This window comes from Micromonospora vinacea, assembly GCF_015751785.1.
Taxonomy (GTDB): Bacteria; Actinomycetota; Actinomycetes; order Mycobacteriales; family Micromonosporaceae; genus Micromonospora; species Micromonospora vinacea.
In genome coordinates this window covers 3,067,682-3,094,104 of the sequence record NZ_JADOTY010000001.1, presented here as the reverse complement: position 1 = coordinate 3,094,104, position 26,423 = coordinate 3,067,682, and the positions used below count along the sequence as shown (strand labels likewise).

Here is a 26,423-nt window from a genome sequence, read left to right as displayed (position 1 = left end):
CGGGCGGAGGGGATAGCGCGCTCAGCTCGCCCGGGGCCAGCGCGGCGCGGTGACGGGGGGAGTCACCGGCCGGCCAGCAGCGGTGGGCCGTACCCCCTGGGGGACGACCCGCGCGGCCTGTTGCCGCGACGGCCCGGTGGCCGTGAACGGGAAGGGCACGTGCACGAACGGATTACCGTGCCGGATCAACGCCTCGATCTGCCGCTCGTTGAGCCCGTGTGTCTCCAACACCCGTCGCCCCCAGCGGTGCAGCCGGCACGGGTAGGAGGCCCCGTCGTTACGGCACAGCGGCCCGGTGGGCCACTCCTCGGCGGTGTGCACCACCACCGCCCGGACCGCGAGCCGGACATCCTCCGGGGTCAACGGTGCCGGCATTGGCACCTCACCCAGTACCTGATCGATGGGATCCGTCGACTGCTCACCAACGCGCACGGCAGGCCTCCCGCAGTTCGGCAGCGGTACGGCGGACCCACCGCACCGACATCCTCGGCCATGGGTACGGCGGACACCGGACGAAAGTTCAATTCCGGTACGCGGTAAGCAGATCCTCCGCCGACAGCACCCGGATGCCGTCGACGGCAGTGCCGCTGCGCGACACCGCGACGACCGGCACCGATTCGTCGGCGCCGGGAAGCTGGGACCGGTGCAGGAGCAGTCGGCCCAGGTCATGCGCGTCAAAGGGTCGGTTCTCCTGCCACTTGACTGATCCGACGAAGCTGATGCTCCGAGCGACGGGTGCACGGTCGGCGCCGACTATGTCGATCTCCGGGTCGTTGGTCCGGGTCCAGTAGCCGCCGATCGTCGCCGCCTCCGCCGGTAGATGGTCACTGGGCAGCCGGCGCAGCGCCTCCCGGACGACAGGTTCGATGGCTCGCCCTCGCCAGGACGTCCACGACCGGTCGATCCGGTCCAGGGTCAGGTCACCCCGTCCCCGCTCGATCTCGGAGAGGTGTGGCCCCAGGAACGACAACCAGAAACGCAGGTACGGATCGGCCACCGCGTACCGGGTCTCCCGCGACAGCTTGGTCGACAGCGGAACGGTGACCTCCACGGCCCGTTTCTGGGTCAGCAGGCGCAGGGCGCGGTTGAGGGACGCCTGCGGAAGGTCCCCTGCCGCGCGGGAGATCAGCGAGAAGGTCCGCTCACCGGAGCCGATGGCCCGCAGCACCAGACCCGCCTGGGACTGGGGCGGGAACTCCGCCGCCAGTGCCCGCTCGCCGCTGACCAGCAGGGCAGAGGTCGGATCCCGTACCGCGTCGGTCAGATACTCGTGGACGGATGCACCGGTCGGCCACTCGTCGAGGATCAGCGGCAGACCGCCGGACACCAGGTAGGCGTCGAACGCGTCGGCGGCGGACAGGCCGAGCATGTCGCTGACGTCGGCCGGGCTCAGCGGCGGAATGACCATCTCCGTGGCTCGCTGGTGGAACGGCCGGCCGTAGTCGTTGAGGGCTTCCATCATGGCCAGGTCCGATCCGACGCAGATCAGGAGGACCGGTCGCCGGGACAACTCGCGATCGAAGACCTTCTGCAACGTTCCCTCGAAACCCGGGTCGCCCGCGACGAGGTACGGCATCTCGTCCAGGACGACGACGCTCGGCCGGTCGGACGGCAGCGCGGCGGCGAGCAGGGTCAGCGCGGCGTCCCAGGTCTGTGGTTGCTGCTCCCGAAGGATCTGCGCACCCGACAGTGTCGAGGCGGCCGCCTCCTCCACGAAGAGGGCGAGCTCGGCTGCGACGGTCGGCTGCGCCGAGGCGGTGAAGAAGAGGTACGGCACCTCGGCCCGCTCCACGAACTCCTCGACCAGTCGGGACTTGCCCACCCGCCGCCGACCGCGCATGAGAAGGGCCCGCCCAGGCCGACCAGCACGGCCACCCCGTCGCACCCGAGAAAGCATGCCGCCCAGGAGGTCGAGTTCACGGTCCCGTCCGACAAAGCCGTCCACGATCACTCCTGACACAACCAACGATGGAACAACCAAAAATGAGTGTAACCTCATCCGCGTTGGTGTGTCCGGCCATTGACCCCGGCGAACGCCTCGTCAGACGAGGCCGGCGTCGTGCACGAGCAGCGCCACCTGGACCCGGTTGTTGAGTTCCAGTCGGGTCAGCAGCCGGGAGACGTACGCCTTCACCGTCGCCACGCTCATGAACAACTCCCCCGCGATCTCCGCGTTGGTGTGGCCGCGCCCCAGCGCGACCGCCACCTGCCGCTCCCGCTCACTGAGCCCGGTGAGCAGCCGAAGCGCCCGTTCCCGACGCGGGTCCGGGCCGACCGGGCCGGGGGCGGCCGCTGTCACGTGGGCGATCAGCGTCCGGGTCACCGTCGGGGAGAGCGTCGCCTCGCCCGCCGCGACCCGACGTACGGCGCGCACGATCTCCGCCGGTGGGGTGTCCTTGAGCAGGAACCCGGCCGCCCCGGCACGGAGCGCCCGCAACACCTGCTCGTCGGCGTCGAAGGTGGTCAGCACCAGCACCTCCGGCGGGTGCGGCTGGGCACGCAGCGCCTCGGTGGCGCTCAGCCCGTCGACCCGGGGCATTCGGATGTCCATCAGCACCACGTCCGGGGCGTACGCGGTGACGGCCGCCGGCACTTCGCCACCGTCGGCCGCCTCGCCGACCACGATCAGGTCCGGCAGTCCGCCGAGGATCATTGAGAGCCCGGCCCGGACCAACGCGTCGTCGTCCACGATCAGCACGCGCACCGGCGGCCCGGCTGCGCCGGTGGGCCCGGTCGGGTCCGGCGGCCCGGCAGTGTTGTTCACGCCGGCCACGGCAACCAGGCGGCCAGCCGGAAGTCACCGCTGTCGTCCCGACCGTAGGCGAGCCGCCCGCCGGCCAGGGTCACCCGTTCACTGATGCCGACCAGGCCGGTGCCAGCACCCGGCAGCGTGCCGCCGGCCGGTGCGCCGACCGGCCACCGGTTGCCGATCGCCACTGTCAGACCGTTGCCCGGCCCGCCGGCCACGTCCACGGTGACGGCCGCGCCGGCCGCGTGCTTACGGGCGTTGGTCAGCCCCTCCTGCACGATCCGGTACGCGGCCCGGCCCAGCGCCGCCGGGACCTGCCCCGGGCTGGCGACGCTGTCGCTGACGTTCACCCGCACCCCGGCCGACCGCGACTCGGCGATCAGGGCCGGCAGGTCGGCGAGGGTGGGCTGCGGCGGCTCGGGGGCGTCGCCGGCACCGTCGTCCTCGGCTCGGAGCACCCCGATCACCTCCCGCAGGTCCTGAAGGGCGGCGTGCGCGCTGCCCCGGATCACCCCGGCGGCTCGGGCCACCTCGTCGGCCGGCGCGTCCGGGCGGAACTCCAGCGCACCCGCGTGCAGGCTGAGCAGCGAGATCCGGTGGGCCAGCACGTCGTGCATCTCCCGGGCGATCCGGGTGCGTTCGAGGTGGCGGGCCTGGGTGACCCGCAGCTGCTGCTCCGCCTCGGCCCGCTCGGCCCGCTCGCGCAACGACACGATCAACTGCCGGCGGGCCCGGACGAACATCCCCCAGGCCAGCACGGCGAGGCTGAGCACCACGCCCCACGACATCGTGGCCCAGTACGGCCAGTTCGGGTCCGGGCGCAGCCAACTGAAGACCATGTTGGTGACCAGACCCGCACCGGTGACCGCGATCGCGATGGCGGTCCGCCGGTGCACCACCACAGTGAAGTAGAAGATCAACAGCGGGATGGCGGCGGCCAGCGAGAACAGGGTCAGCGGTGTCGTCGCCACCACCAGCCCGAGCGGCCACCGTCGGCGCAACCAGAGCAGCCCGCAGCAGACCAGCCCGATCAGGGCGTCGGCGCCGGTCATCCAGTCGTGCGGGAGCGGAGTGGCCATCGCCGGGTCGGGCGACAGGGCGTCGGCGGTGGCGAACAGCACCCAGAGCAGGGAGACCAGGAACGCCAGGCTGTCCACGATCCAGTCGCGGGTGGTGCGACGCGGACGCGGACGCCCAGGGTCGGCCGGCACCACCAGCTCCCCTGGCAGCAGCCAGGGGTGCTCCGGGACGGCGACGCTGGTCACGACGCCATGCTAGGCAGCCGACGGGCGACACGACCAGCTACCAAAGTCGAGACCCCGCGGTCGACCAAGGTCGACGCGGCACCGACCGGTGGCCGCAGCGGATGGCCGGGCGGCACGGGCAGGCTCGACGACATGATCACCGTGGAGAACCTCACCAAGCGATACGGGCCACACCCGGCCGTGGACGACGTGTCGTTCCAGTGCGAGCCGGGCACCGTCACCGGCTTCCTCGGCCCCAACGGCGCCGGCAAGTCGACGACCATGCGCATGATCTGCGGGCTGACCGCGCCGACCGCCGGCCGCGCCACCGTCTCCGGGCACCCGTACCGGGAGCTGCCCAACCCGGGACGGGAGGTCGGGGTGCTGCTGGACGCCTCCGCCCAGCACGCCGGGCGCACCGGCCGCGAGGCGTTGACGCTGTCCGCGTACACAATGGGTCTGGACCGGCGCGAGGTCGCCGCGAAGCTCGACCTGGTCGGGTTGAACGCGGTGGCCGCGAAGCGTCGGGTACGGGCCTACTCGTTGGGCATGCGTCAGCGGCTCGGGCTGGCGCACGCGCTGCTCGGCGACCCCCGGGTGCTGATCCTCGACGAGCCGGCCAACGGCCTGGACCCGGAGGGGATCTTCTGGATGCGCGGCCTGCTGCGCGACTTCGCCGACCGGGGCGGCACCGTGCTGCTCTCCTCCCACCTGCTGCGCGAGGTGGAGGCGGTCGCGGACCGGCTGGTGGTGATCGGGGGTGGCCGGATCGTGGCCCAGGGCGACAAGAACGAGTTGCTGGCCGGCGGCGGCACTGTGGTCCGGGCCCGCGACGGTGCAGCGCTTCGTCGGGCGCTGGAGGTGGCCAACCTGAGCGCCGCCGACAGCTCGGAGGGGCTGCTCGTGCAGGCCGACGCCGAGGCGGTCGGCCAGGCCGCCGCCGATGCCGGCGTCGCGTTGGCCGAGCTGCGCCCCGCCAGCGGTGGCGGCCTCGAACAGCTCTTCCTCACCCTGACCGCTGGCGAATCGACCAAGGAGGCCGTCCGATGACCACCACCACCGCGCCCGCCGCCGGCGCCGTCGCGCCCCGGCACCACACTCCGGTACGCCGACCGTCGCTGCTCCGGCTCACCGGCGTGGAGCTGCGCAAGCTCGTCGACACCCGGGCCGGTCGCTGGCTGCTGATCACCATCGGCCTGGTCGCCGCCGCGATCGTCACCCTCCAGTTGATCTACGCGCCGGACGCCGACCAGACGTTCAACAACTTCTTCGTCCCCTCACTGCTGCCGATCGGGGTGCTACTGCCGGTGCTCGGCATCCTGTCGATCACCAGCGAGTGGTCCCAACGGACCGCCCTCACCACGTACGCCCTGGTGCCCCGCCGCGAGCGGGTGGTGGCCGCGAAGCTCTTCGCCGTCGTGCTCGCCGCGCTCGCCTCGGTGCTGGCCAGCCTGGCCCTCGCCGCGGTCGGGACGCTTGTGGCGTCCGCCACCGGAGGCGCGGGCACGTGGGGTCTGGATGCTTCGTTGCTCGTGAACGCGGTAATCCTCCAGGTCACCAACGTTGTGATTGGCGCCGCCTTCGGTCTGCTGCTGCTCAACCCGCCGCTGGCCATCGTCGGCTACTTCCTGTTGCCCACCCTCTGGGGGGTGCTCGGCGAGATGGTCAAGCCGCTGCGCGGTCCGTCCGAATGGCTGGACACCAGCAAGACCATGGAACCGCTGTTCAGCAGCGACGCCCTCACCGGCGAGCAGTGGGGGCGGATCGTCGTGTCCCTACTGGTCTGGATGGTCCTCCCGCTGGCCGCCGGGCTGTTCCGGACGCTGCGCCGCGAGGTGTCCTGACCATGGAGATGGCCAGCTACCGTCCGCGCACCGTGGTCAGCGGCGGCCCGCTGGAGCTGGCGGTCCTCTGGGGTGGCTTCCCACTGCTCGGCGCGGGCGCCGGATGGCTCCTCGCGGCGGCGACGGGCTGGCTCGCCCGGCTGCCCTGGAAGCCGTTCGGCGACCTGATCGAGTGGCTGGACCGGCTGCCCGAGCCGCAGGCCACCGCCGGCACCATTGCGGCGGGCGTCCTTGCCGGCCTGGTCATCGCCGGGATCGGCACCGCCGAACGGCTGATCGTCACCGTCGACGGGGCGCAGGTCCAGCTGCGCCGCTCCGATGAGAACCGGACAATCGCCCGGGTCGACACCCGGGTGGTCTTCCTCGCCGACAAACACCTCGTGCTGCTCGACGCCGACGGCGCGGAACTGGTCCGGGAGTCCACTGACCTGCCGTCCGCGAAACTGGCGGCGGCGTTCCGGGAGCACGGTTGGGGTTGGGCGGACGACGACCCGCACCGGTCGGCGTACCGGCTGTGGGTTCCGGACCTGCCTGGGTTGCCGGCCGGCGCGGACGCGCTGCTGCGCGCCCGGGAACGGGCGATCCAGCGGGACCGCCGCGACGACGCCCGGGAGCTGCGCCGCGAGCTGGGCCAGATCGGTGTGGTGCTGCGCGACGAGGGCAAGCGGCAGTACTGGCGGTTGACCACCAGGGCCCTCGCCTCCGGGCCGGAGCGGCCGACTTCGGCAGAGCGGGAGGCGGACGGGCGGTAGCGTCTGTCCCAGTAGACCCTGGGAGCCGCGCGATGACCGAACAGCAGCCGTACCGGGTGGTGTCCCGACACCCCGGCTTCGAGCTGCGCCGGTACCCCGCCCACCTGGTGGCCGAGATGCAGATCCAGGCGTCGTTCACCCGGGCGCCGATCGAGGCGTTCCGGCCGCTGGCCGCGTACATCGGTGGTGCCAATCGGGCGCGGCACCCGATCGGCTCCGCCGCGCCGGCGATGGCGGCGGCCAGCGACTCGGAGAAGATCGCCATGACCGTGCCGGTGGTGCAGATCGAGGGTGAGTGGCCGGGCGCGTACCTGATCCAGTTCGTCATGCCGGCCACCTTCACCACCGCCACCCTGCCCGAGCCGGTGGATGCCCGGGTACGGATCCGTGCGGTTCCGGCCCGGCTGGCGGCGGCGATGCGGTTCTCCGGGCGGTGGACGGAGCAGGCGTTCAGCCAGCGGGCCACCATGCTCGGCCGGTCGGTGACCGCGGCCGGCCTGCAACCGACCGGCGCCATCCGGTACGCGCGCTTCGACCCGCCGTGGAAGCCGTGGTTCCTGCGCCGCAACGAGGTGGTGCTGCCGGTCGTCGAGTGAGCTAGCGGAGCTTCCGGCGGTCCTCGACGGTCGGCCGGGCCAACAGCAGTGCCATTCCCAGCCCGGCGATCAGGCCGACCAGGGAGACCAGCAGGTCGGAGTCGGCGGCGTGGATCGGGCTGTTGCCGGCCAGCTCGGTGAACGTCGAGCCGATCGGCAGCATGATCATCATGGGGACGGCCGTGGCCACCAGGAACACCACCGGGCCCACCAACGCGATGAGCGCGGCCAGGGCGTGGTGCCACCAGATCGGTCGACCGCCCGGCCAGTCCCAGGCCAGCAGTGTGACCCCGGTGAGCAGCACCGCCCCGAGAGCGGCCTCCGGCAGGAGTCGTTCGCCGGGCGCGGCGGCACGGACCAGCCCGACGCCGAGCAGGCCCGCCACTGTGAGGCCGGCCGCCAGGCCGACCCGGGCCCGGGTCCGCGCCGGAGCCGCCGCCAGCGCGGCGCCGACGGCCAGGACCACCAGCAGCGCCGCGGTGGCCAGGGCACCCTGGTTCAGCTCCGGCTCCCGGTCGGTCGGTGACTCCATCCCGGCCGCCACCAGTGTCAGCACCCCGGCCACGCAGGCCGCGCCGGTCAGCACCCGCCGGTCGGCCGCCGGAGGCGTGCCAGGCTCCCGCGTCTGCGGCGTGCGGCGCTCCCACCAGAGCAGAATCGCCGCGACCACGCCGAGCACGGCGCAGCCGGCGACGGCGAGCCGCACCGTCGCGTCGACGCCGATCAGGTCGGCCCGGTCGATCGCCACGTCGGCGGCGATCCAGCAGCCGCCCAGCACCACCGCCGGGCCGCTCCACCGCACCTGCCCGCGCCCGGCCAGCACCAACCCGAGCGGCACCGCCATGATCGCCATGAACCGCAGGTCACGCGCCCAGTAGGCGTTGTTGCCCGGCAGGTGCTCCGACCACGGGCCGAGTGGCTCGGTCAGCGGTTGCCACGTGGTCATGCCGTACGCCCAGAGCACGACGGCGGCGGCGGAGAGGAGCAGCCCGACCGGGCGCGCGGATCGCATCAGTGGACGGTAGCGGCCCGACCGCCCACGCGGGGGCGCGGTCATCCGCCGACCGGTGACCGGGCGGGACGGTGACGCAGCAGCCGCCACGTCGGCAGCACACTGGACAGCACCGCGAGCAGCAGGCACAGCCCCACCACCCCGGCGACCACCGGCCACGGCACCACCAGGTCGACGGGGGCGCCGACCTGCTCGGCGAGGCCGGCCCTGATGCTGAGCAGACCGACGAACGCGACAGCACCACCCAGCAAAGCGCCGATCAGGACCACCAGTGCGGACTCCGCAGTGACCAGCCAGATGACCTGCCGTCGGGTCGCCCCGGCCATCCGGATCAGCCGCAGGTCCGCGGCGCGGCCGGCGGCGGCCAGCAGCAGCGTGTTGGCCACCGCGATGGCCCCGTAGCCGGCGGACACCCCGATCAGCAGCACTGTGAAGAGCCAGACGAGGCGGTCCTCGGCGGCATCCGCCTCGGCCGCCCAGCCCGGGACGTCGACGATCCGCGCGCCGACCGGCGGATCGATCCGGTCCCGGACGTACACGGTGGACGTCAGCGCCGACGGGTCGTGGGCTCGCACCACGGCCCGGGGCACGAGCAGGTCGCCGGGGATCGACGTGTCGGTGACCACGGCGACGACGCGCAACGACACCGACGTCCCGTCGGCGAAGACCACCGGGTACGGCTCGGACGGCAGCCGGTTCGCCGACGCGGTGACCACCACCGTGTCGTCACCTCTCAGGTCGTCGAGCGAGCCGGCGACGACGGTGAGCACCCGGTTCGCGGCGGCGAAGCCCTCCGGGTCCACGCCGAGCGCGGTCATCGGCCGGTCCGGCGGCGACATTCCGGGGTCGGTGCGGTAGACGGTGGTCGGCAGGAGGGCGGTGCCACCGGTCGCGGCGACGGCCCGGTCGGACAGGCCGGGCGCGCGGTCCGGCACGACGATCCAGCCGGCGTTCACGTTGTCCGCCCGACCTGCCGCGTACGCGGCGGTGGTGGTGCGCACCATCCCGGACACCAGCACCGCGAACGCGACAGTGAGCAGCACCGGCGCGGCGATGGCGGCGGTCCGCCGGGTCGCTGTCAACGCCCCGCCCCGGACCAGCATCCCGATCGCGCCACCGGGCCGACGCACCGGGGAACGCAGCAGCCACACCAGCGGCCCGACCACCACCGGGGCGAGCACTGTGGCGCCGGCCACCAACGCCATCACCGCGTAGAGCGCGTACTGCGCCCCCACCCGCGCCTCGTCCGCGGTCGCCGCGCCCACGCTGAGCGCGGCGCCCGCCGCGACGAGCAGCACCCCGGCGGCGGCGCGCAGCCGCCCGATCGAGCGCTGCTCCACAGCGGCGTCGCGTAACGCCTCCAACGGGCGGACCCGCGCCGCCCGGCGGGACGCCGACCAGACGGCCAGCAGCGCGATCACCGGCCCGGCGGCGAGCGAGACCGCGACCGGCCAGAGTTCGTAGCGGACCCGGAAGGTCGACGGTTCGTAGCCGACGTCGACGAGCAGCCGACCCAGCAGCGGGGCGAGCGCCGCGCCCACCAGCAGGCCGACGAGCCCCGCCGAGACGCCGACGGTGAGCGCCTCGGCGTACACCATGCGGCGGACCTGGCGCCCGGTGGCGCCGACGGCGCGCAGCAGGCCAAGCTCACGGCGGCGCTGCGCAATGGTGAACGCGAAGGTGGAGGCGACCACGAACACAGTGACGAAACCGGCGAGGGCCGCCGTGGCGGTGAGCACCTGCATGCCGATCCACCGGGTACGGGCGTCGCCGCGCGGCTCCAGAGCACCCCGGGCGGCACCGCTGAGCACCCGACCGTCGTCGCCGACGACTCCGCGAGCCGCCGTGGCGACCCGCTCGGGATCGGCGCCCGGGGCGAGCACCAGCCCGATGGCCCGCACGCCGGGCGCGAGCGCGGCGGCGACAGCGTCCGCGACATGGACGCCGGGCCCGTCGACCAGACCGGTGACGGTGTACGACTCCGGGCCCCCGGCGGTCAGCACTGTGACCGGCGCGCCGGCGCGCAGCCCGAGCGCGCTGTCGACGACCACCTCGCCGAGCCGGCGGGGTGGTTCGCCGGCCGTGAGGCGCAGCCCACCCAACTGGGCGCTGGACCAGCCGTGCCCCTGGTAGGCGTCCTCCCGCCCGGTGTCGGAGGCCGAGGGCCGGCCGTCCACGAGCGGCTGCGCGTAGAAGGTGCGGTCCGGCACCGCCGCCACCACGTCCGGCAGACCGGCCAGCCTGCCGACCAACTCCGCCGCAACGCTGGCGGACCACGGCCGGGTCGGCACGAACTCGTCCGGGGACGCGCCCGCCTCGGGGCTCTGCACCACTACCGCCGCCCGCGCCAACCGGTCCGGCACCTGCGGACGCCCGGAGGCGAGCAGCAGAGTGGCCGCCGCGACCAGCATGACCCCGATGGCGACGGCCACGAACGCGCTGGCCGACCGCCGGACGCTCAGCACGACGACTCCGCGACGGTTTCCCGCTCGGCGATCCGCGCGGCGACGACGGCGGCGGTGATCGGGCCGGTCAACTCGTCGACGACGCGACCGTCGGCCAGCAGGACGACCCGATCGGCGTACGCGGCGGCGGCGGGATCGTGGGTCACCATCACCACTGTCTGCCCGTGGTCGTCGACGAGCGCCCGCAGCAGTCGAAGCACCTGCCGGGAGGCGGCGCTGTCCAACGCCCCGGTCGGCTCGTCGGCGAAGACCACCGCCGGACGGGTGATCAACGCTCGGGCCACTGCGACGCGCTGCTGCTCGCCACCGGACAGCTCACTTGGCCGGTGTCCGGCCCGGTCGGCGAGTCCGACGGCGTCGAGGGCGGCAGCCACGTCCCGGGCCGGCGCGCGGCGGCGGGCCAGGCGCGACGGCAACTCGACGTTCTGCGCGGCGGTCAGCGTGGACACGAGGTTGAACGCCTGAAACACGAAGCCGATCCGGTCCCGCCGCAGCCGGGTCAGCTCGTCCTCGCCCAGGTCGTTGAGGCTGGTGCCGTCGATCGTGACGATCCCCTCGGTCGGGCGGTCCAGCCCCGCCGCGCAGTGCAGCAGTGTGGACTTCCCCGAACCCGAGGGGCCCATCACCGCCGTGAACGTGCCGCCGGCGAAGCCGGTGGTCACGCCGTCGAGCGCCGTCACCCGCCGGGTTCCGGTGCCGTACACCGCGCGCAGCCCCGTCAGGGTCACCGTGTCTGTGGTCATGACCGTTACGGTGCCGAACGCCGGGGATGCGGCGCGTCGGGCCGGGGCGGGCACTTTCCGGCCCTCCCCCGGGTGGAGTCGACGGCCGCACACGCCGTTACGTCGTCCTACGGGATGACGACCCGCAGGCGGACGCGGCCGTCCCTGCCGGCCGCTACCGTTCGACGGGTGACCGCTCTCCTGCTGACCCGACGGATGCGGCCGGTGGACCTGTACATCGTGGACGCCGTGCTGGCGGTGGCCGTCGGTGGGCTGCTCTGCCCGTACGCGGCGCTGGAGTCGCCGCTGCACGGCGGCGTGGACGAGCCGCTCTGGGTGTCCGTGCTGGTCGGGATGGCCATCGGGCTGCCGTTGGCGGTCCGGCGACGGTGGCCGATGACGGTGGCCGTCGTGATCAGCTCCATCACCACCGTCACCCTGATCACCGGGGTGATACCCAACTTCGCGGCCGCCGCGCCGGCGTTCGCCATCGGCCTGTCCTTCTACACGGTGGCGGTGGCGACACCCACCCGCCGGTCGATGCTCTGCGCCGCCGGCTGTCTCGCGCTGGTGAGCGTCGGCCTGGTGCTGACAGCGGGCGACCTCTGGTCGCGCACCGGCGCTGTCGTCTACGCCGCCGTCATGGTCGCGCCGGCCTGGGTGATCGGTTGGCTGATCCGGGAGCGACGCGCCCTCGCCACCCGGCAGAGCGACCAGCTGGTCCGTCAGGCGGCCACCGAGGAGCGGTTGCGGGTGGCGCGCGAGCTGCACGACGTGGTCGCGCACACGCTGAGCCTCATCGTGGTGAAGGCGGCCGTCGCCAACCACGTCGCCGAGGCCGACCCCCGTGAGGCGGGCGCCGCGCTCCGGGTCATCGAGGAGACCGGCCGCACCGCGCTGACCGACGTGCGGCGGGTGCTCGGTGTGCTGCGCGAGGACAGCCCGTACGCGCCGACGCCGGGGCTGGACGAGTTGCCGGCCCTCGCCCGGCAGGCGGCGATCGGCGGCGTCGACGTGCGGCTCGACGTGCGGCGGGACGAGCCGGCCGGCGCGGTGCCGGAGTCGGTGGGCCTCGCTGTGTACCGGATCGTGCAGGAGGCGGTGACGAACGTGGTGAAACACGCGGCGCCAGCCGCCTGCCGGGCTACGGTGACCGTCCTGCCCGACGAGGTGCGCGTGGAGGTGACCGACGACGGCCAGCGGCCGGTCCTGCTCGGCGGGGAGGGGCACGGTTTGATCGGCATGCGGGAACGGGTGGCGTTGCACGGCGGGGAGTTCCGCGCCGGCCCCCGCTCCGACGGTGGTTTCGCGGTGACGGCCAGCCTGCCCTACCGGGTGGCCGCGTGATCCGCGTGCTGATCGCCGACGACCAGGCGTTGCTGCGCGGCAGTTTCCGGCTGCTGGTCGACCTCAGCCCGGACTGCACAACGGTCGGCGAGGCGGGCACCGGCGTGCAGGCGGTCGCGTTGACCGGGCAGCACCGGCCGGATGTGGTGCTGATGGACGTCCGGATGCCCGAGATGGACGGCATCGAGGCGACCCGGCGGATCTGCGGCGACCCGGCGACGGCCGACACCCGGGTCATCATCCTGACCACGTTCGACCTCGACGAGTACGTCTACGGGGCGCTGCGCGCCGGGGCGAGCGGGTTCCTGCTCAAGGACACCCCACCGGCGGACCTGCTGACCGGGATCCGGGTGGTCGCCGCCGGGGAGGGGCTGCTCGCGCCGACGGTGACCCGTCGGCTGATCGACGAGTTCGCCCGGCAGCCGGAGCCGACCCGGCCGCTGCCACGGCAGCTGGACGGGGTGACCGATCGGGAACGGGAGGTGCTCGCGCTGATCGCCCGGGGCCTGTCCAACGCGGAGTTGGCCGCGCACCTCAACCTCAGCCAGGCCACCGTCAAGACGCACGTCGGGCGGCTGCTGACCAAGCTGGCGGTACGCGACAGGGCGCAACTGGTCATCGTCGCGTACGAGACGGGCCTGGTGGGGCCGGGCGGCCTACGCTGAGCGGGTCGTCCGCACCCGAGGAGGAGCCATGACCCGGTACGTCGCCCTGCTGCGCGGGGTCAACGTCGGCACCACCCGGCTGGCGATGGCCGACCTGCGCCAGATCGTCACCGACCTCGGGCACGAGGACGTCACGACGTACCTGCAGAGCGGCAACGTGGCATTCGGCAGCTCGGTGCGTGACGCGGAGAAGCTGGCCGCCGGGATCGCGCGGGCGCTCACCGACGAGCTGGCGCTGACAGTGCCGGTGCTGGTGCGCAGCGGTCGGGAGTTGGCGGCGATCGCCGGCGGCAACCCGTACGCCGACCGGGAGGACGACCCGACGCGACTGCTGGTGGCCTTCCTCGCCACCGCACCGCAGAAGTCGACTGTGGACGCCCTCACCGTGCCCGGCGGCGAGAACGTGTCGTTCACGGTGACCGGCCGGGAGGTGTTCCTGCACTACGTCGACGGCGGTTACGGGCGGTCGAAGTTCACGAACGCGTACCTGGAGAAGAAGCTGGGCGTGGTGGCCACCTCCCGCAACTGGAAGTCGGTGCGGGCCCTGGCGGAGATGACCGCCTCCTGACCGGGGTGGGGGTCGCCGCCCGGCGACCCCCACCGGAGCTGGTCAGAAGTGGTACGCGGTCTCGTACTCGGGCACCAGCACCCGGCTGCGCGGTGAGATCCGGCGCACCGCCGCGATCATCTCGTTCAGCCGGGTGCGGTCGGTCGGGGCGACCGCCGGTGGGTTCTGCAATGCCGTCTCGAAGTTGTCGTAGTGCACAGGCACCACGACCTTCGGGTAGTCGAGACCGGCCAGCAGGCGGGGCAGGTAGTCGCCGGTGGTGGTGGCGCTCTGCATGGCCACCATCGCCACGTCCGGCGCGAGGCCGGTGAGGTTCCGCTCGGCGACGTCGCTGGCCCCGGTGAAGTAGACCGACGGACCGCTGTCGACCCGCAGCAGGTAGCCCAGCGTGTCACCCTCCGGCAGGTCCGCGATGGTGGCCGGCTGCGGCGGCTGGGTCACCCGCACCCCGGGAAAGGCGACCGAGTACGACGGGTTGCGGCTGTGCAGCGAGCCGACCACCTCGACGCTGTGGTCGCCGAAGTCCAGCACCTCCCCACCCTTCACGGCGCTGAGCTGCGTCGACGGCAGCCCGTAGGCCAACCCCAGGTGGTACGCGGTCAGCGTGCCGAACACCCGCGCGCCGGTGCGCTCGGCGATGTACGGCACGTCCATGAAGTGGTCCCAGTGGGTGTGCGTGACCAGCACCGTCATGGCCCGGTCGACGCGTGGGTCGATCACGTCGGTGCGCACTGTCAACGGGGTGTCCGTCCGGAACGCGCCGGTGAACAGCCCGGTGTCGATCCGGCTGAGGAACGGGTCGACGAGAACGGTGCGGTCGCCGATGTCGACGCGCCAGCCGGCCGTACCCCACCAGCGGAAGCTGACCGCCCCCTTGCGGCGAGCGGTCGGCGCGGACGCGGCGGTGGTGGGCGCGGCCTGGGCCGGGGTGGCGACTCCGGCGGCGAGGCCACCGGCGGAGACCAGGGCGGTGGTGGCGGCGGCGTCGCGCAGGAAGCGTCGGCGGTCGAGACTGGGCATACGGATCTACTCCCCGTGGTCGGGCGATGTGTCGACCACGAGCCAACCAGCGGCAGTGGGGGCCGGTCCAAGATCAAGGACCGTCGGATTCGATACGCCAGCGGATATCGGTCCTGCTCAGCAGGCGTGCGGCGACGCTCGGAGGTGCGCGAAATCAGTCGCCGCGCAGCGCCTCGACGGCTGTCCGGGCGGCCTCCCCCATGGCCAGGTCCACGTCGATGCGGCGCGGGGTCAACTGTTCGGCGCGGGCGAAGACGGCGATCGCGTACCGGCCGCCGTCGGGATATTCGGCGACGCCGGCCTCCAGGTGGAACCCGGGCAGGGTGCCGGTCTTCCCGGAGACGCGGACGCCGGGCGGGAAACCGGCGGCCAGCCGGGTCCAGAAGATCTGCCGGGCCATCCAGGTGCGCACCATCGCGCAGGCCGCCGCCGGCCCGGCCTCGTCCCGCCAGATCAGCGTGAGCAGCCGGGTGATCTCCCGGGCGGTGCTGGACGTGGTGTGCGCGGGGTCGAAGACCCGCATGGCCCTTACCCGGTCCGCCGGCAGCGTGGGGAAGATCCGGGCGAACTCCGCCTCGGTCCGGGCGCCCACGTCCGCGAGCATCGTCTCGACCAGCTCCCGAGGACCACCGAGGACGCGGGTACGGGTCAGCCCCAGCTCGACGGCGAGCATCGGCAGCAGGTCCGGGCCGACCCGGCGCAGCAGCAGGTCGGCTGCCGTGTTGTCGGTGACCGACATGGCGAAGTACGCGAGGTCGCGCAGCGACACCTCGGCGTCGTCGGTGCAACCGGCCAGACCCCACCCACCGAGCCGGTCGGCGGCGGTGACCAGTACCCGCTCGGTCGGGTCCAGCTGACCGGCCTCGACCTGCCGGGCGAACTCCAACACCAACAGGATCTTGAAGATCGAGGCGATCACGACCTGCTCGTCGGCCCGCACCCCGACCTCACGAAGGCCCCCGACCGGGCCGCCACCACCCTCGGCGCCCAGGTCGACGGCGTCCACGTCCACGACGTGCAGGCTGGCCGTCACCCCGACGGCGGCGAAGATGGCCCCGATCCGTTCCTCCACGTCCACGCCAGCACGGTATCCAGCGCCGCCCTGGTGGCGCTGGCGTAGGGTCCCGGCCGTGGATCTGCTCCGGCACCTGCGGCACTTCGTGGTGGTCGCACACGAACTGCACTTCGGGCGGGCCGCGGAGCTGCTCGGGATGGCCCAGCCGCCGCTGAGCCAGTCGATCCAGCGGCTGGAACGGGAGCTGACTGTCGAGCTGTTCGACAGGTCCCGCCGCCAGGTACGCCTCACCACCGCCGGTGAGCTGCTGCTCGGCGAGGCGGAGGAACTGCTTGCCGGCGAGGGTCGACTCCGCAGCCTGATGGGGCAGATCCGCGCCGGTGAGCTGGGCGTACTCCGGGCCGGGGTGCCACCGGAGACGCCCGCCGTGACGTTGCGCTCGCTGCTGGACGGGCTCACCACCCGGGCGCCCGGCCTCGACGTGGAGCTGCACGAGCTGACCACTGCCGAGCAGGTGCGGATGCTCGCCGAGCGGACCCTCGACGTGGGGCTCGTGCACCACCCGGTGGCGGCGGACGGGCTGCGGTTCGGCGCCCCTGTCGACGTACCCCTGGGGGTGCTGCTGCCGCGGACCTCGCCGCTGGCCCGCGGCCGCGAGGTGACGCTCGCGTCGCTGGCAGGTCTGGATCTGGTGGCCGCGCCCCGCGCCACCGCCCCCGGCTGGCACGACCACCTGCTCACTGTGTGCCGACAGCACGGTTGGCGCCCGGCCCGGGTGCGCCCGGCCCGCAACCCGGAATTTCTCTTCGGACTGGTGCTGGCCGGAGGCGGGGTGGCTGTGGAACCGGCGGCGGTGGCCCGCCGGGAACCCCGGATGGCCTGGCGGCCGATCAGCGACGCGCCGCTGGCCAAGCGCACCTCGGCGGCCTGGCCGGACCGGTCGGCGCACCCGGCGGCGGCGATGTTCGGCCAACTCGCCGCGGAGGTGCTGGCCGACGCCGAGCCCTCCGCCCCCGCGACGTCAGCGACGTCGGTGCCGGCGGCACGGCCGTGGCCGGTGCTGTTCGACACGACCGGGTGAACCGACCGGCCGTTGCGTTCGTCACCCCCGATTGGGCGGTGGATCGCCCACCCACCCGGGTATGGATGACAGGAAACGAAGACGCGAAGGAGCCGCAGTGGCACTCACGATTCCCGACATCAGCCTGAACGACGGCACCACCATTCCGCAGCTCGGCTTCGGGGTGTTCCAGATCGAGCCGAAGGACACCGTCGCGGCGGTGACCACCGCCTTCGAGGTGGGCTACCGGCACATCGACACCGCCGAGATGTACGGCAACGAGGCCGAAGTCGGCGAGGCGGTACGCGTGTCCGGCCTCGACCGGAGTTCGGTCTACGTGACCAGCAAGCTGAACAACGCCTTCCACCGTCCCGACGACGCCCGCAGGGCGTTCGACTCGACGCTGGCGGCGCTGAAGATGGACTACATCGACCTGTTCCTGATCCACTGGCCGCTGCCGACCCTGTACGACGGCGACTACGTCTCGACCTGGAAGGTGCTGGAGGAGTTCCAGCGCGACGGCCGGGCCCGCTCGATCGGCGTGTCGAACTTCCAGGTGTCGCACCTGGAGCGGCTGGCCGCCGAGGCGAGCGTCGTGCCGGCGGTCAACCAGATCGAGGCACACCCGTACTTCACAAACGACGAGGTCCGCGCCTACGGCCGGGAGCACAACATCCTCACCGAGGCGTGGTCGCCCATCGCCCAGGGCAAGGTGCTCGACGACCCGACCGTGGTCGACATCGCCGAGCAGCTCGACCGGACCCCGGCGCAGGTGGTGCTCCGCTGGCACGTGCAGCGCGGGGACATCATCTTCCCGAAGTCGACCACCCCGAAGCGGATCGAGGAGAACACCCGGATCTTCGACTTCGAGCTGGACGACGCAGCGATGGAGCGGATCACCGCGCTGGACAAGGGCGAGGCCGGCCGGCAGGGCCCGAACCCGGACACCTTCGCCTACCTGCCCGCGTAACGCGTGGGCCGGCGACGGCGCTCGGAGAAAGGGGGCCCGGTCGGGCCCCCTTTCGCGTGAAAGGACCGTCCCCGGCAATGTCGTTCCGCCGCACCACACTGGCTCTGCTGTCGCTGCTTCTCCTCGGGCCGGCGGCCTGCGCGCCGAGCCAGGCCGCCGAGGCCCCCCGCTGGTACGCGCCGGCAGTGTCGGCCTCGCCCACTCCGCCGAAGCCACGCCCGGCGCCGGCCTCCACCGGCGAGGTCCGCAGCCGGGTGACGGCGGCGATGTTGAACCTGGACGCCCGGTTCCATCCGGAGACTGCGCAGTACACCGACGAGAACACCGAGGCGTGGAAGCTGATATCCCTGTGCAGGGCGAGCCTGCCGTCGGACATCAAGCGCACCGCCTACCGGGAGCGGATCTGGGACGGCGATTCCGTGTGGGTCCGGCAGTACGTGGTCGGCTACCTGAAGGTGCCCGGCCGCAAGCTCGCCGACGAACTGCGGTCGGTCCTCGCGACCTGCAAGCGGTACGAGGTGCCCGACGACGGGCGCACGTCGACGGTCCTGCGGCCGTCGCCCCCGCCGCTGCCGGACGGCCCGGACGTGATCACCTTCTGCGAGCGGCTGAGCGGGAAGGCGACCCGGCACCAGTGCACCCTCGTCCTGGTGCGCGGCAACTTCGTCATGGAGGTGGACGCCGCGGCGAGCAACGGCGACCTGGCGGCCGGCAGCGCGCTGATCGCGAAGATCGCTCCACTCGCGGTGGCCGCCCTCGAGAAGGCCGCCTGAACGCCGCCGCGGGGCGGTCGCCGCTGCTGGCGCGCCCGCCCCTCCCCCGGCTGACGACCCTTGCCAGCCTCCGTGGTCAGACGCGGCCCACGGAGTCCTGGTTCTGCAGCACCAGCCACCGGCCGTGCTGGTAGGTGTAGCTGACCCCGATCAGCAGCGGCACCCTGGTGCCGGTGGCCGGCACCGCGTAGACGGAGTCGAACAGCACGAAGCCCGTCCGGCAGCCCACCACAGTTTGCTTCGCCACGCTGAAGGACTGGGTCCACGAGTCGTCGGCGAAGAACCCGCGCAGCCAGTCCACTGTGGCCCGTTTGCCGTCGAGCACCTCCCCGTCGGAGGCGAAGACGGAGGTGACCTCGGGGTGCAGCAGCGCGGCGAAGCCGTCCAGGTCGCGCCGTTCGGTGGTCTCCACGTACGCCCGGACGGCGCGGTCGAAGGCCCGCTCGCAGCCGCGGTCCGCCGCGTCCCCGGTTGTGGTGTCTCCCGGACCGGGGGTGGCGGCCGACACCGCGGCCGGAGCGGCGGCGAGCAGGCCGGCGGTGAGCCCGAGCAGGGCGATCGTGCGGCCGAGCCGGCCGGTGGAACGGGCGGAGGCGGGTGGAGGCATCGCGGTTCTCCTTCGGACGAGTGGTTGTGCAGCGCAGCCAACCCGGCCCGCCACGCGGTCGGCCACTGATTCGAACCAGCTCGAATGCGGACGGCGCATCGATGCCACCGCTTGTACGATCCGCGCTGTGATGGTCACGCATCTGGACGGCCCGAGCCTTGCCCGGCTCCGGTTGGCGATCTCGCCGGCCTGGGAGGTGACGTCCTGGCTGCGGGCCGCGCTCTCGAGGTTCGGGCATCCGGTGCACGGCGATCCCGGGCCGGCCGCCCGCGCCGCGCTGCGACACCCCGACGTGGCCCTGGTCGCGGAGCTGGTGACCCCGCCCGGCCGGCTCGGCTACACGCCGGACCTGCTCACGCCGAAGCCGCCGCTGGGCCCCCTCGATGCGATCTTCGAGCAGCAGTTGGCGGTCACGGCCGCGACCCCGGCCAACGAGGTGGCGACGCAGGTGACCGAGCGGTTCCCGGCGGGCCCGCTGCCGACGCGGGTCCGCGCGGCCGTCGAGGACGGCACCCTCGCCCGGCGGGTCGCCGATGGGCTGCGGCACTTCTGGCAGACCTCGCTCGCCGAGCAGTGGCCGGCGGTGCGGGCCACGCTGGAGGCCGAACTGGCCGTGCGGGCCACCGCGATGGCCACCGCCGGGGTGGGCAGCATGCTGAACGGCCTGCACCCGAAGGTCGGCTGGACCGGCAGGTCGCTGACCATCGACAGCTCGTACCGGATCACCACGGCGCTGACCGGCGCGGAGCTCGTGCTCGCGCCGTCGGCGCTGGCCTGGCCCCAGGTGTCCACCCAGCTCTGCGACGAGGGCAACGCCGTGCTGGTCTACCCGGTCGGCGCCGGGCCAACGGACCAGCGCCGGGCGGGTCGGCTCGGTGACCTGGTCGGTGCGAGCCGGGCGGCGATCCTGGCGGACCTGGACGTGCCCCGGTCCACCGGGCAGCTCAGCGAGCGGCACCGGCTGGCACCGGCCACCGTCTCCTACCACCTGGGGGTGCTGCTGCGCTCCGGCCTGGTGGTGCGCAGCAGGGAGCGGCACAGCGTGCTCTACCGGCGGTCCGACCACGGGGACGGGCTGGTCGGCTGCCGGTCAGGTCAGGGCGCGACGCGCTCGGCGAGCCGGCGGAACACCGCCTGAGTGGGCGAGCCGGGCTCGGGGACGTAGACGATCATCCGCTGGTCGGTCTCCGGAACGTGCAGCACCCGGCACTCGAACTCCAACGATCCCAGCTCGGGGTGCGGCACCCGCTTGACGATGGGGCGGCGTTCTTCGACGTCGTGCTCCGCCCAGAGCCGCGCGAACCGGGGCGACGTGCCGAGCAGCTCGGTGACCAGCTCGCGGATCGCCGGGTCGGCCGGGTAACGGCCGTAGGCGGCCCGCAGGTCCGCCACTGTGCTGCGGACGAAGCAGATGGTCTCGGCGTCGTTCCAGTGGCTGTCGGTCACCGGACGCCGGAAGGTCCAGCGGATCATGTTGCGGTCCGCGTCCGGCACGGTCGAGAGGTCGCCCATGAAGTACGTGGCCAGCCGGTTCCAGGCCAACACCTGGTACGCGGCGTCGACGAGGTACGCCGGAGTCTCGGTCATCGCGTCCATCAGGTGCCGCAGCCCGGGGGTCACCTCCCGGCTCGGCCCGCCGGCCGGCAGCGGATTCTCCCCGGCGATCCGGAACAGATACTCGCGCTCGTCCCGACTGAGCAGCAGCGCCCGGGCCATCGCGGCAAGCACCTGCCGCGACGGGTGCGGCCCGCGGCCCTGCTCCAGCCGGATGTAGTAGTCGATCGACATCCCGGCGAGCTGGGCCACCTCCTGCCGGCGCAGCCCCGGGGTGCGTCGGCGTTCGCCCTCTGGGAGCCCGACCTCGGCGGGACTCAGGCGGGCGCGGCGGGTGCGCAGGAACGCCGCCAGTTCGTCACGACGCAGGCCGCTGTTCGTCATGCCCCCAGCATGCCCCGGGCCGGGCCGGTGAGGGTGGTACCGCCGGTCCCAGCCTCGGCCCGTCTCTCCCGGGGCGCGGCCAGCCCGGCGAGGCTCGACGGCATGACGAACATGATCGCCCTGATCACCGGGGCCAACAAGGGGATCGGCTTCGCCACCGCCCGGCAGCTCGGCGCCCTCGGGATGACAGTGCTGGTGGGCGCCCGGGACGCCGAGCGGGGGCGGGCGGCGGAGCGGGAGCTGCGCGACGGCGGCGCGGACGCCGTGTTCCTGCCGCTCGATGTCACCGACGCCGAGTCGGTGACGGCCGCCGCGAAGCGGGTGGAGACGGAGTACGGCCGGCTGGACGTGCTGGTCAACAACGCCGGCATCATCCTCGCCGACGGCGCACGGGGGCTGCCGAGCGAGACGACAGTGGAGACGCTGCGCCGGCTGTACGAGACGAACGTCTTCGGGGTGGTGGCGGTGACCAACGCGCTGCTGCCGCTGCTACGCCGGGCACCGGCCGCCCGGATCGTCAACGTCTCCAGCGAGGTCGGCTCGATCGCGGTGATGACCGACCCGAACGGAGCGCTGTTCGAGCTGACCTCAGTGCCGTACCCGTCGTCGAAGGCGGCGCTGAACATGCTCACCGCGATGTACGCCAAGGAGTTGCGCGACACCCCGATCACTGTGAACGCGGCGAACCCTGGCTACTGCGCCACCGACCTGAACGGCAACAGCGGCTTCCGCACCGCCGAGCAGGGCGCCGAGGTGAGCGTGCACCTGGCCACCCTGCCGGCCGACGGGCCGAACGGGCTGCTCTGGGGCTTCCAGATGGACGCCGGCGGCGGGTACGGCGTGCTGCCCTGGTGACTGGGCGCTTGACCTGGAGTGCGCTCCAGCCGGCAGTCTGAGTCGTGCGCCCACCGGTAGGGCGCACGAGAGGAGACACCATGCGGTACCGCACGATCGGCGCCGACCCGGCGACCCGGCGCGAGGTCAGCGTGCTCAGCCTCGGCGCGATGCTCTTCGGCAGTGCCACCGACGAGGCCACCTCGTACGCGATCCTCGACCGGTACGTCGAGGCCGGCGGCACGTTCATCGACACGTCGGACAACTACGCGTTCTGGGTGGACGGCGGGCAGGGCGGGCAGAGTGAGGAGTTGCTCGGCCGGTGGCGGCGCAGCCGGGGCGTCGGCGCCGAGATCGTCATCGCCACGAAGCTGGGCGCCCGACCGCTGGCCCCGGGGACCAGCTACCTGGACAACGCCGAGGGCCTCTCCGCCAAGGTGATCCGCGAGTCCGCGGAGCGCAGCCGGGAACGGCTCGGGGTGGAGCGGCTGGACCTGCTCTACGCGCACATCGAGGACCGGACCGTGCCCCTCCAGGAAACCGTGGAGGGCTTCGCCGAACTGGTCGCCGAAGGCACCGTGGGTCTGCTGGGCGCCAGCAACCACCGGGCCTGGCGGGTGGAGCGGGCCCGGGCGTTGGCCGCTGCCGCCGGCCTGCCCGGGTACGAGGTGCTCCAGTACCACCGCAGCTACCTGCCGAACCGCACCGACCTGACCAGCGAACTGGACCCGGACGGCGAGCCGGGCGGCGTCAGCGGTGACCTGCTCAGCTACCTGCGAGCCGAGCCCACACTGACCCTGGTGGCGTACTCACCGCTGCTCAAGGGGGCGTTCACCCGGGCGGACAAGCCGCTCAGCTCGGCGTACGACCTGCCGAGCGCGCCCCGACGGCTGGCCGCGCTGCGGGAGGTGGCCGGGCAGAGCGGCGCCACTGTCAACCAGGTGGTGCTCGCCTGGCTGCTGGGCGGTGAACTGCCGTCCATCCCGCTGGTGGGCGCCTCGTCAGTGGCGCAACTGGAGGAGAGCCTGGCAGCGGTCGACCTGGAGCTGACCGCCGAGCAACGGCACCGCCTCGACACCACCTGGTGACCTGCCAGCAGCCGCCCCGCCGGCCTCAGCTCCCGGCCGGTGGGGCGGTCAGGTCGAGCTGCCAGTCGTTGGCACGCATCATCTGCCCCGGCGGGTACTCGAAACCGGTCTCGCCGAGCAGCGTGAAGCCGGCCTTGCGGCACACCGCGTTCGAGGCGGGATTGTCGACGGAAGGGTAGGCGTGGGCGTAGTGCCGGTCCCGTCGCGCGCGGGCGACGTCCAGCACCGCGCGCACCGCCGCCGTGGCCAGGCCCCTCCCCCGGTACGCGGGCAGCACCGCCCAGCCCAGCTCGTACACCGGCTGGTCGCGCCACTCGCGGGCCCAGTAGCCGACGCTGCCCGCCCGCGCCCCGTCCGGCAGCACCATCGTGAACATGCAGCCCTGCTCGGTGCCGGAGAAGTGCACGTACCGGTCGTGCCGGGCGAGCACCTGCTCGTCGGTCTCCGGGCCGCCGGTGTGCCTGCGGGTGTCCGGTGAGTTGAGCTGCCGCAGCAGGTCGAGGTCGTCCTCGTGCCACGGCTCGATGCGTACCTGTGCCATTCCGCCCCCCGTTCGTCGACCCCAGTCAAGCCGATCCCACCGACATTCCGCCCCGAAACCGGGCCCGCTAGATCGGATCTAGCGGGCGCGTGTCGTCACCTCGCGCCTTCAGGATGGAAGGGGGTGGCCATGACACCGTTGCGGATCGCCGTGATCGTCGGCAGCACCCGGGAGGGGCGGGTCGGCGACCGGCTCGCCCACTGGTTCGTCGAGCAGGCGGCGCGGCACGACGACCTGACGGTGACGGTCGTTGACCTGACCGAGTACGACTTCCCGGCCGCCTACCCCGCCGAGCCGACCGCGTCCATCCGGGCGTTCGTCCGCGAGGTGGGCCGGGCGGACGCGTTCGTCGTGGTCACCCCCGAGTACAACCACAGCTTCCCGGCACCCCTGAAAGAAGCCATCGACTACGCGTACGACGAGTGGCAGGCCAAACCGGTCGGCTTCGTGTCGTACGGCTGCCGGTCCACCGGACTGCACGCGGTCGACCAGTTACGTACCGTCTTCACCGCACTGCACGCGACGACTGTGCGCGACGTCGTCGGGATCGACCTGCTCGGCGGCGAACCGACCGCCCAGTGCACCGACGAGCTGGGGCGCGACGTCGGCGTCCTGCTCGACCAGTTGCGCTGGTGGGGTCTGGCGCTACGCGACGGCCGGGCGGCACGGCCCTACGTCTCCTGAACACGCCCACACGAAAGGTAAGGATCATGAGTAGACGCACCACCGGTCTGGCCATCGAGGCCGAGGGGCTCACCCGCTCGTTCGGGGACACCCGGGCGCTGGCCGGCATCGACCTCCAGGTGCCCGCCGGCACCGTCTACGGCCTGCTCGGCCCGAACGGCGCGGGCAAGACCACAGCGGTCCGGGTGCTCGCCACGTTGCTGCGACCCGACGGCGGCTCGGCCCGGGTCTTCGGACACGACGTGGTCACCGAGGCCGACAAGGTCCGTTCCCGGGTCAGCCTCACCGGCCAGTACGCCTCCGTCGACGAGGACCTGACCGGTACGGAGAACCTGGTGCTCCTCGCCCGCCTCCTCGGCCTGCGCAAGCCGGCCGCTCGGGAGCGCGCGGCGGCCCTGCTGGCCGCCTTCGGTCTGACCGAGGCGAGTGACCGCCAGGTGAAGAAGTACTCAGGTGGGATGCGGCGACGCATCGACATCGCCGCCAGCATCCTGAACACCCCGGACCTGCTCTTCCTCGACGAGCCGACGACCGGTCTCGACCCGCGCAGCCGCAACCAGGTGTGGGAGATCGTCCGGGCGGTGGTGTCGCACGGCACGACGGTGCTGCTGACCACCCAGTACCTCGACGAGGCCGACCAGCTCGCCGGGCGGATCGCGGTCGTCGACCACGGCCGGGTGATCGCGGAGGGCACCCCTGGTGAGTTGAAGTCGTCGATCGGCTCCGGCACCGTCCACCTGCGCCTGCGCGACCCCGCACAGCGCCCCGAGGCGGAGCGGGTGCTCCGGGAGGCGCTCGACGTACCGGTGCAGCTCGCCGCCGATCCGGTGGCGTTGACCGCCCGCGTCGGCGAGGCCGGCACCGACCTCGACGCCAGCGCCCAGGCCGCTCGGGCGCTCAGCGACCTGGCCCGTGCCGGCATCGTGGTCGACAACTTCTCCCTCGGCCAGCCGAGCCTGGACGAGGTCTTCCTGGCCCTGACCGACCACCCCGCCGTGCCGACCGACGAGCGCGACGACGAGCTGGAGGCAGCCCGATGAGCGACACCACGACCGCCACTACCGAACGGGCGCCGTCCGTCTACGTCCCGTCCGCCGAGGCGCTGGCGACGGTGCTCGCGCCCGGTGCCCGCCCGCCCCGGCCGAGCGCGCTGGGCGCGTCGCTCACCTTCGGCTGGCGGGCCATGCTGAAGATCAAGCACGTGCCGGAGCAACTCTTCGACGTGACCGCGTTCCCGATCATCATGGTGCTGATGTTCACGTACCTGTTCGGTGGCGCCCTCGCCGGCAGCCCGCGCGAGTACCTTCAGTTCTTCCTGCCCGGCATCATGGTGACCAGCGTCGTCATGATCACCATGTACACCGGCATCGGCCTCAACACCGACATCGAGAAGGGCATCTTCGACCGGTTCCGGACGCTGCCCGTCTGGCGCCCGGCCGCCCTGGTCGGCATGATCTTCGGCGACGTGTTGCGCTACATCCTCGCCGCCGTGGTGATCCTGGGCCTCGGGCTGGTCCTCGGGTTCCGCCCCGAGGGCGGCGTGGTCGGGGTCGCCACCGGGATCGGCCTGCTGGTGATCTTCTCGTTCGCGTTCTCCTGGGTGTGGACCTTCTTCGGGCTGATCCTGCGCAGCGAGAAGTCGGTGATGGGGGTCAGCATGATGGTGCTGTTCCCGTTGACGTTCCTGAGCAACGTCTTCGTCGAGCCGAGCACCATGCCCGGCTGGCTCCAGGCGTTCGTGAAGGTCAACCCGGTGACGCAGCTGGTGGCAGCGATCCGCGGAGCGATGAGCGGCGACTCGGACCCGTCGGCCACGATGTGGCTGCTGCTGTGGAGCGCCGGCTTCGTCCTAGTCTTCGGCACCCTGACGATGTACAGGTACAACCGCCGCTAACCCCCACCCCGCTCCCCCGCTCCCCCGCTCCCGCT

At 72.8% G+C, this 26,423-nt stretch carries 28 protein-coding genes; 16 read left to right on the top strand and 12 right to left on the bottom strand.

Going from position 1 to position 26,423, the window contains the following annotated elements; translation table 11 throughout:
- Positions 1 to 21 precede the first annotated feature (21 nt).
- From IW249_RS14855 to IW249_RS14840, 4 genes are all read right to left on the bottom strand, one after another.
- Positions 22 to 375, bottom strand: coding sequence for a hypothetical protein (locus tag IW249_RS14855; RefSeq protein WP_225855057.1), 354 nt, complete (start codon positions 373 to 375; stop codon positions 22 to 24).
- Between the two features lie 145 nt (positions 376 to 520).
- Positions 521 to 1,945, bottom strand: coding sequence for a DUF234 domain-containing protein (locus tag IW249_RS14850; protein ID WP_307788595.1), 1,425 nt, complete (start codon positions 1,943 to 1,945; stop codon positions 521 to 523).
- Between the two features lie 96 nt (positions 1,946 to 2,041).
- Positions 2,042 to 2,782: a response regulator transcription factor gene (locus IW249_RS14845; protein WP_196924796.1), complete on the bottom strand. Its 741-nt coding sequence runs from the start codon at positions 2,780 to 2,782 to the stop codon at positions 2,042 to 2,044.
- The gene (locus IW249_RS14840; RefSeq protein WP_196921302.1) at positions 2,761 to 4,014 is read right to left on the bottom strand and encodes a sensor histidine kinase; all 1,254 of its coding nucleotides are present in this window, start codon (positions 4,012 to 4,014) and stop codon (positions 2,761 to 2,763) included. The genes IW249_RS14845 and IW249_RS14840 overlap by 22 nt, the downstream gene beginning before the upstream one ends.
- Positions 4,015 to 4,146: 132 nt before the next feature.
- On the opposite strand from IW249_RS14840, the gene IW249_RS14835 reads away from it, so the two are divergent.
- From IW249_RS14835 to IW249_RS14820, 4 genes are read left to right on the top strand one after another with little or no spacing between them, the layout of a single operon-like run.
- The gene (locus IW249_RS14835) at positions 4,147 to 5,043 is read left to right on the top strand and encodes an ABC transporter ATP-binding protein (protein WP_196921301.1); all 897 of its coding nucleotides are present in this window, start codon (positions 4,147 to 4,149) and stop codon (positions 5,041 to 5,043) included.
- Entirely contained in the window at positions 5,040 to 5,837 is a 798-nt protein-coding gene (locus tag IW249_RS14830; RefSeq protein ID WP_196921300.1) for an ABC-2 transporter permease, read from the top strand. The genes IW249_RS14835 and IW249_RS14830 overlap by 4 nt, the downstream gene beginning before the upstream one ends.
- Before the next feature lie 2 nt (positions 5,838 to 5,839).
- Positions 5,840 to 6,589 (top strand): YqeB family protein, encoded by a 750-nt coding sequence (locus IW249_RS14825; protein ID WP_196921299.1) that lies wholly within the window; start codon positions 5,840 to 5,842, stop codon positions 6,587 to 6,589.
- A 32-nt stretch (positions 6,590 to 6,621) separates the two neighbouring features.
- Positions 6,622 to 7,185: an SOUL family heme-binding protein gene (locus IW249_RS14820; protein WP_196921298.1), complete on the top strand. Its 564-nt coding sequence runs from the start codon at positions 6,622 to 6,624 to the stop codon at positions 7,183 to 7,185.
- Between the two features lies 1 nt (position 7,186).
- Here IW249_RS14820 and IW249_RS14815 read toward each other — a convergent pair whose 3' ends face one another.
- Genes IW249_RS14815 through IW249_RS14805 form a run of 3 tightly spaced genes read right to left on the bottom strand, consistent with a single transcriptional unit; the run spans position 7,187 to position 11,405 of the window.
- Entirely contained in the window at positions 7,187 to 8,197 is a 1,011-nt protein-coding gene (locus IW249_RS14815; RefSeq protein ID WP_196921297.1) for a hypothetical protein, read from the bottom strand.
- A 41-nt stretch (positions 8,198 to 8,238) separates the two neighbouring features.
- Entirely contained in the window at positions 8,239 to 10,662 is a 2,424-nt protein-coding gene (locus IW249_RS14810) for an FtsX-like permease family protein (RefSeq protein WP_307788594.1), read from the bottom strand.
- A complete protein-coding gene (locus IW249_RS14805; RefSeq protein ID WP_196921296.1) occupies positions 10,656 to 11,405 on the bottom strand; it encodes an ABC transporter ATP-binding protein in 750 nt (249 codons plus the stop codon). The genes IW249_RS14810 and IW249_RS14805 overlap by 7 nt, the downstream gene beginning before the upstream one ends.
- Before the next feature lie 168 nt (positions 11,406 to 11,573).
- Here IW249_RS14805 and IW249_RS14800 point away from each other — a divergent pair, with 168 nt between their 5' ends.
- From IW249_RS14800 to IW249_RS14790, 3 genes are read left to right on the top strand one after another with little or no spacing between them, the layout of a single operon-like run.
- Positions 11,574 to 12,731 carry a sensor histidine kinase gene (locus IW249_RS14800; RefSeq protein WP_307788593.1) on the top strand — a complete coding sequence of 386 codons (1,158 nt, stop codon included), beginning with the start codon at positions 11,574 to 11,576 and terminating at the stop codon, positions 12,729 to 12,731.
- On the top strand, positions 12,728 to 13,396 hold the full coding sequence (locus tag IW249_RS14795) for a response regulator (protein WP_196921294.1): 669 nt from the start codon (positions 12,728 to 12,730) through the stop codon (positions 13,394 to 13,396). Before IW249_RS14800 ends, IW249_RS14795 begins: the two co-directional genes overlap by 4 nt.
- Positions 13,397 to 13,424: 28 nt before the next feature.
- Complete coding sequence (locus IW249_RS14790; protein WP_196921293.1) at positions 13,425 to 13,964, top strand: DUF1697 domain-containing protein; 540 nt, start codon at positions 13,425 to 13,427, stop codon at positions 13,962 to 13,964.
- A 42-nt stretch (positions 13,965 to 14,006) separates the two neighbouring features.
- Here IW249_RS14790 and IW249_RS14785 read toward each other — a convergent pair whose 3' ends face one another.
- Positions 14,007 to 14,984: an MBL fold metallo-hydrolase gene (locus IW249_RS14785; RefSeq protein ID WP_196921292.1), complete on the bottom strand. Its 978-nt coding sequence runs from the start codon at positions 14,982 to 14,984 to the stop codon at positions 14,007 to 14,009.
- 154 nt (positions 14,985 to 15,138) lie between these two features.
- Positions 15,139 to 16,062, bottom strand: a complete 924-nt coding sequence (locus IW249_RS14780; RefSeq protein WP_196921291.1) for a serine hydrolase — start codon at positions 16,060 to 16,062, stop codon at positions 15,139 to 15,141.
- A 52-nt stretch (positions 16,063 to 16,114) separates the two neighbouring features.
- Between IW249_RS14780 and IW249_RS14775 the strand changes: the two genes are divergently transcribed.
- From IW249_RS14775 to IW249_RS14765, 3 genes are all read left to right on the top strand, one after another.
- Positions 16,115 to 17,080, top strand: a complete 966-nt coding sequence (locus IW249_RS14775; RefSeq protein WP_196921290.1) for a LysR family transcriptional regulator — start codon at positions 16,115 to 16,117, stop codon at positions 17,078 to 17,080.
- Between the two features lie 97 nt (positions 17,081 to 17,177).
- Entirely contained in the window at positions 17,178 to 18,029 is an 852-nt protein-coding gene (locus IW249_RS14770) for an aldo/keto reductase (RefSeq protein ID WP_307788592.1), read from the top strand.
- Positions 18,030 to 18,106: 77 nt separating this feature from the next.
- Positions 18,107 to 18,802, top strand: coding sequence for a hypothetical protein (locus IW249_RS14765; RefSeq protein WP_196921288.1), 696 nt, complete (start codon positions 18,107 to 18,109; stop codon positions 18,800 to 18,802).
- Between the two features lie 76 nt (positions 18,803 to 18,878).
- Here the strand turns inward: IW249_RS14765 and IW249_RS14760 are convergent, their stop codons facing one another.
- Entirely contained in the window at positions 18,879 to 19,409 is a 531-nt protein-coding gene (locus IW249_RS14760; protein ID WP_196921287.1) for a nuclear transport factor 2 family protein, read from the bottom strand.
- 130 nt (positions 19,410 to 19,539) lie between these two features.
- On the opposite strand from IW249_RS14760, the gene IW249_RS14755 reads away from it, so the two are divergent.
- Complete coding sequence (locus IW249_RS14755; RefSeq protein WP_231393513.1) at positions 19,540 to 20,547, top strand: winged helix-turn-helix domain-containing protein; 1,008 nt, start codon at positions 19,540 to 19,542, stop codon at positions 20,545 to 20,547.
- Here IW249_RS14755 and IW249_RS14750 read toward each other — a convergent pair.
- A complete protein-coding gene (locus IW249_RS14750) occupies positions 20,505 to 21,347 on the bottom strand; it encodes a helix-turn-helix transcriptional regulator (RefSeq protein WP_196921285.1) in 843 nt (280 codons plus the stop codon). The genes IW249_RS14755 and IW249_RS14750 overlap by 43 nt on opposite strands.
- Before the next feature lie 102 nt (positions 21,348 to 21,449).
- On the opposite strand from IW249_RS14750, the gene IW249_RS14745 reads away from it, so the two are divergent.
- Together IW249_RS14745 and IW249_RS14740 are read left to right on the top strand one after the other, a co-directional pair.
- Positions 21,450 to 22,202: an SDR family oxidoreductase gene (locus IW249_RS14745; RefSeq protein WP_196921284.1), complete on the top strand. Its 753-nt coding sequence runs from the start codon at positions 21,450 to 21,452 to the stop codon at positions 22,200 to 22,202.
- Between the two features lie 80 nt (positions 22,203 to 22,282).
- A complete protein-coding gene (locus tag IW249_RS14740) occupies positions 22,283 to 23,269 on the top strand; it encodes an aldo/keto reductase (RefSeq protein ID WP_196921283.1) in 987 nt (328 codons plus the stop codon).
- Between the two features lie 25 nt (positions 23,270 to 23,294).
- Here IW249_RS14740 and IW249_RS14735 read toward each other — a convergent pair whose 3' ends face one another.
- Positions 23,295 to 23,810: a GNAT family N-acetyltransferase gene (locus tag IW249_RS14735; RefSeq protein ID WP_196921282.1), complete on the bottom strand. Its 516-nt coding sequence runs from the start codon at positions 23,808 to 23,810 to the stop codon at positions 23,295 to 23,297.
- Positions 23,811 to 23,939: 129 nt separating this feature from the next.
- Here IW249_RS14735 and IW249_RS14730 point away from each other — a divergent pair, with 129 nt between their 5' ends.
- From IW249_RS14730 to IW249_RS14720, 3 genes are read left to right on the top strand one after another with little or no spacing between them, the layout of a single operon-like run.
- The gene (locus tag IW249_RS14730; RefSeq protein ID WP_196921281.1) at positions 23,940 to 24,494 is read left to right on the top strand and encodes an NADPH-dependent FMN reductase; all 555 of its coding nucleotides are present in this window, start codon (positions 23,940 to 23,942) and stop codon (positions 24,492 to 24,494) included.
- Between the two features lie 26 nt (positions 24,495 to 24,520).
- The gene (locus tag IW249_RS14725; RefSeq protein WP_196921280.1) at positions 24,521 to 25,534 is read left to right on the top strand and encodes an ATP-binding cassette domain-containing protein; all 1,014 of its coding nucleotides are present in this window, start codon (positions 24,521 to 24,523) and stop codon (positions 25,532 to 25,534) included.
- Positions 25,531 to 26,388 carry an ABC transporter permease gene (locus IW249_RS14720; RefSeq protein WP_196921279.1) on the top strand — a complete coding sequence of 286 codons (858 nt, stop codon included), beginning with the start codon at positions 25,531 to 25,533 and terminating at the stop codon, positions 26,386 to 26,388. Before IW249_RS14725 ends, IW249_RS14720 begins: the two co-directional genes overlap by 4 nt.
- The last annotated feature ends 35 nt before the right edge of the window (positions 26,389 to 26,423 follow it).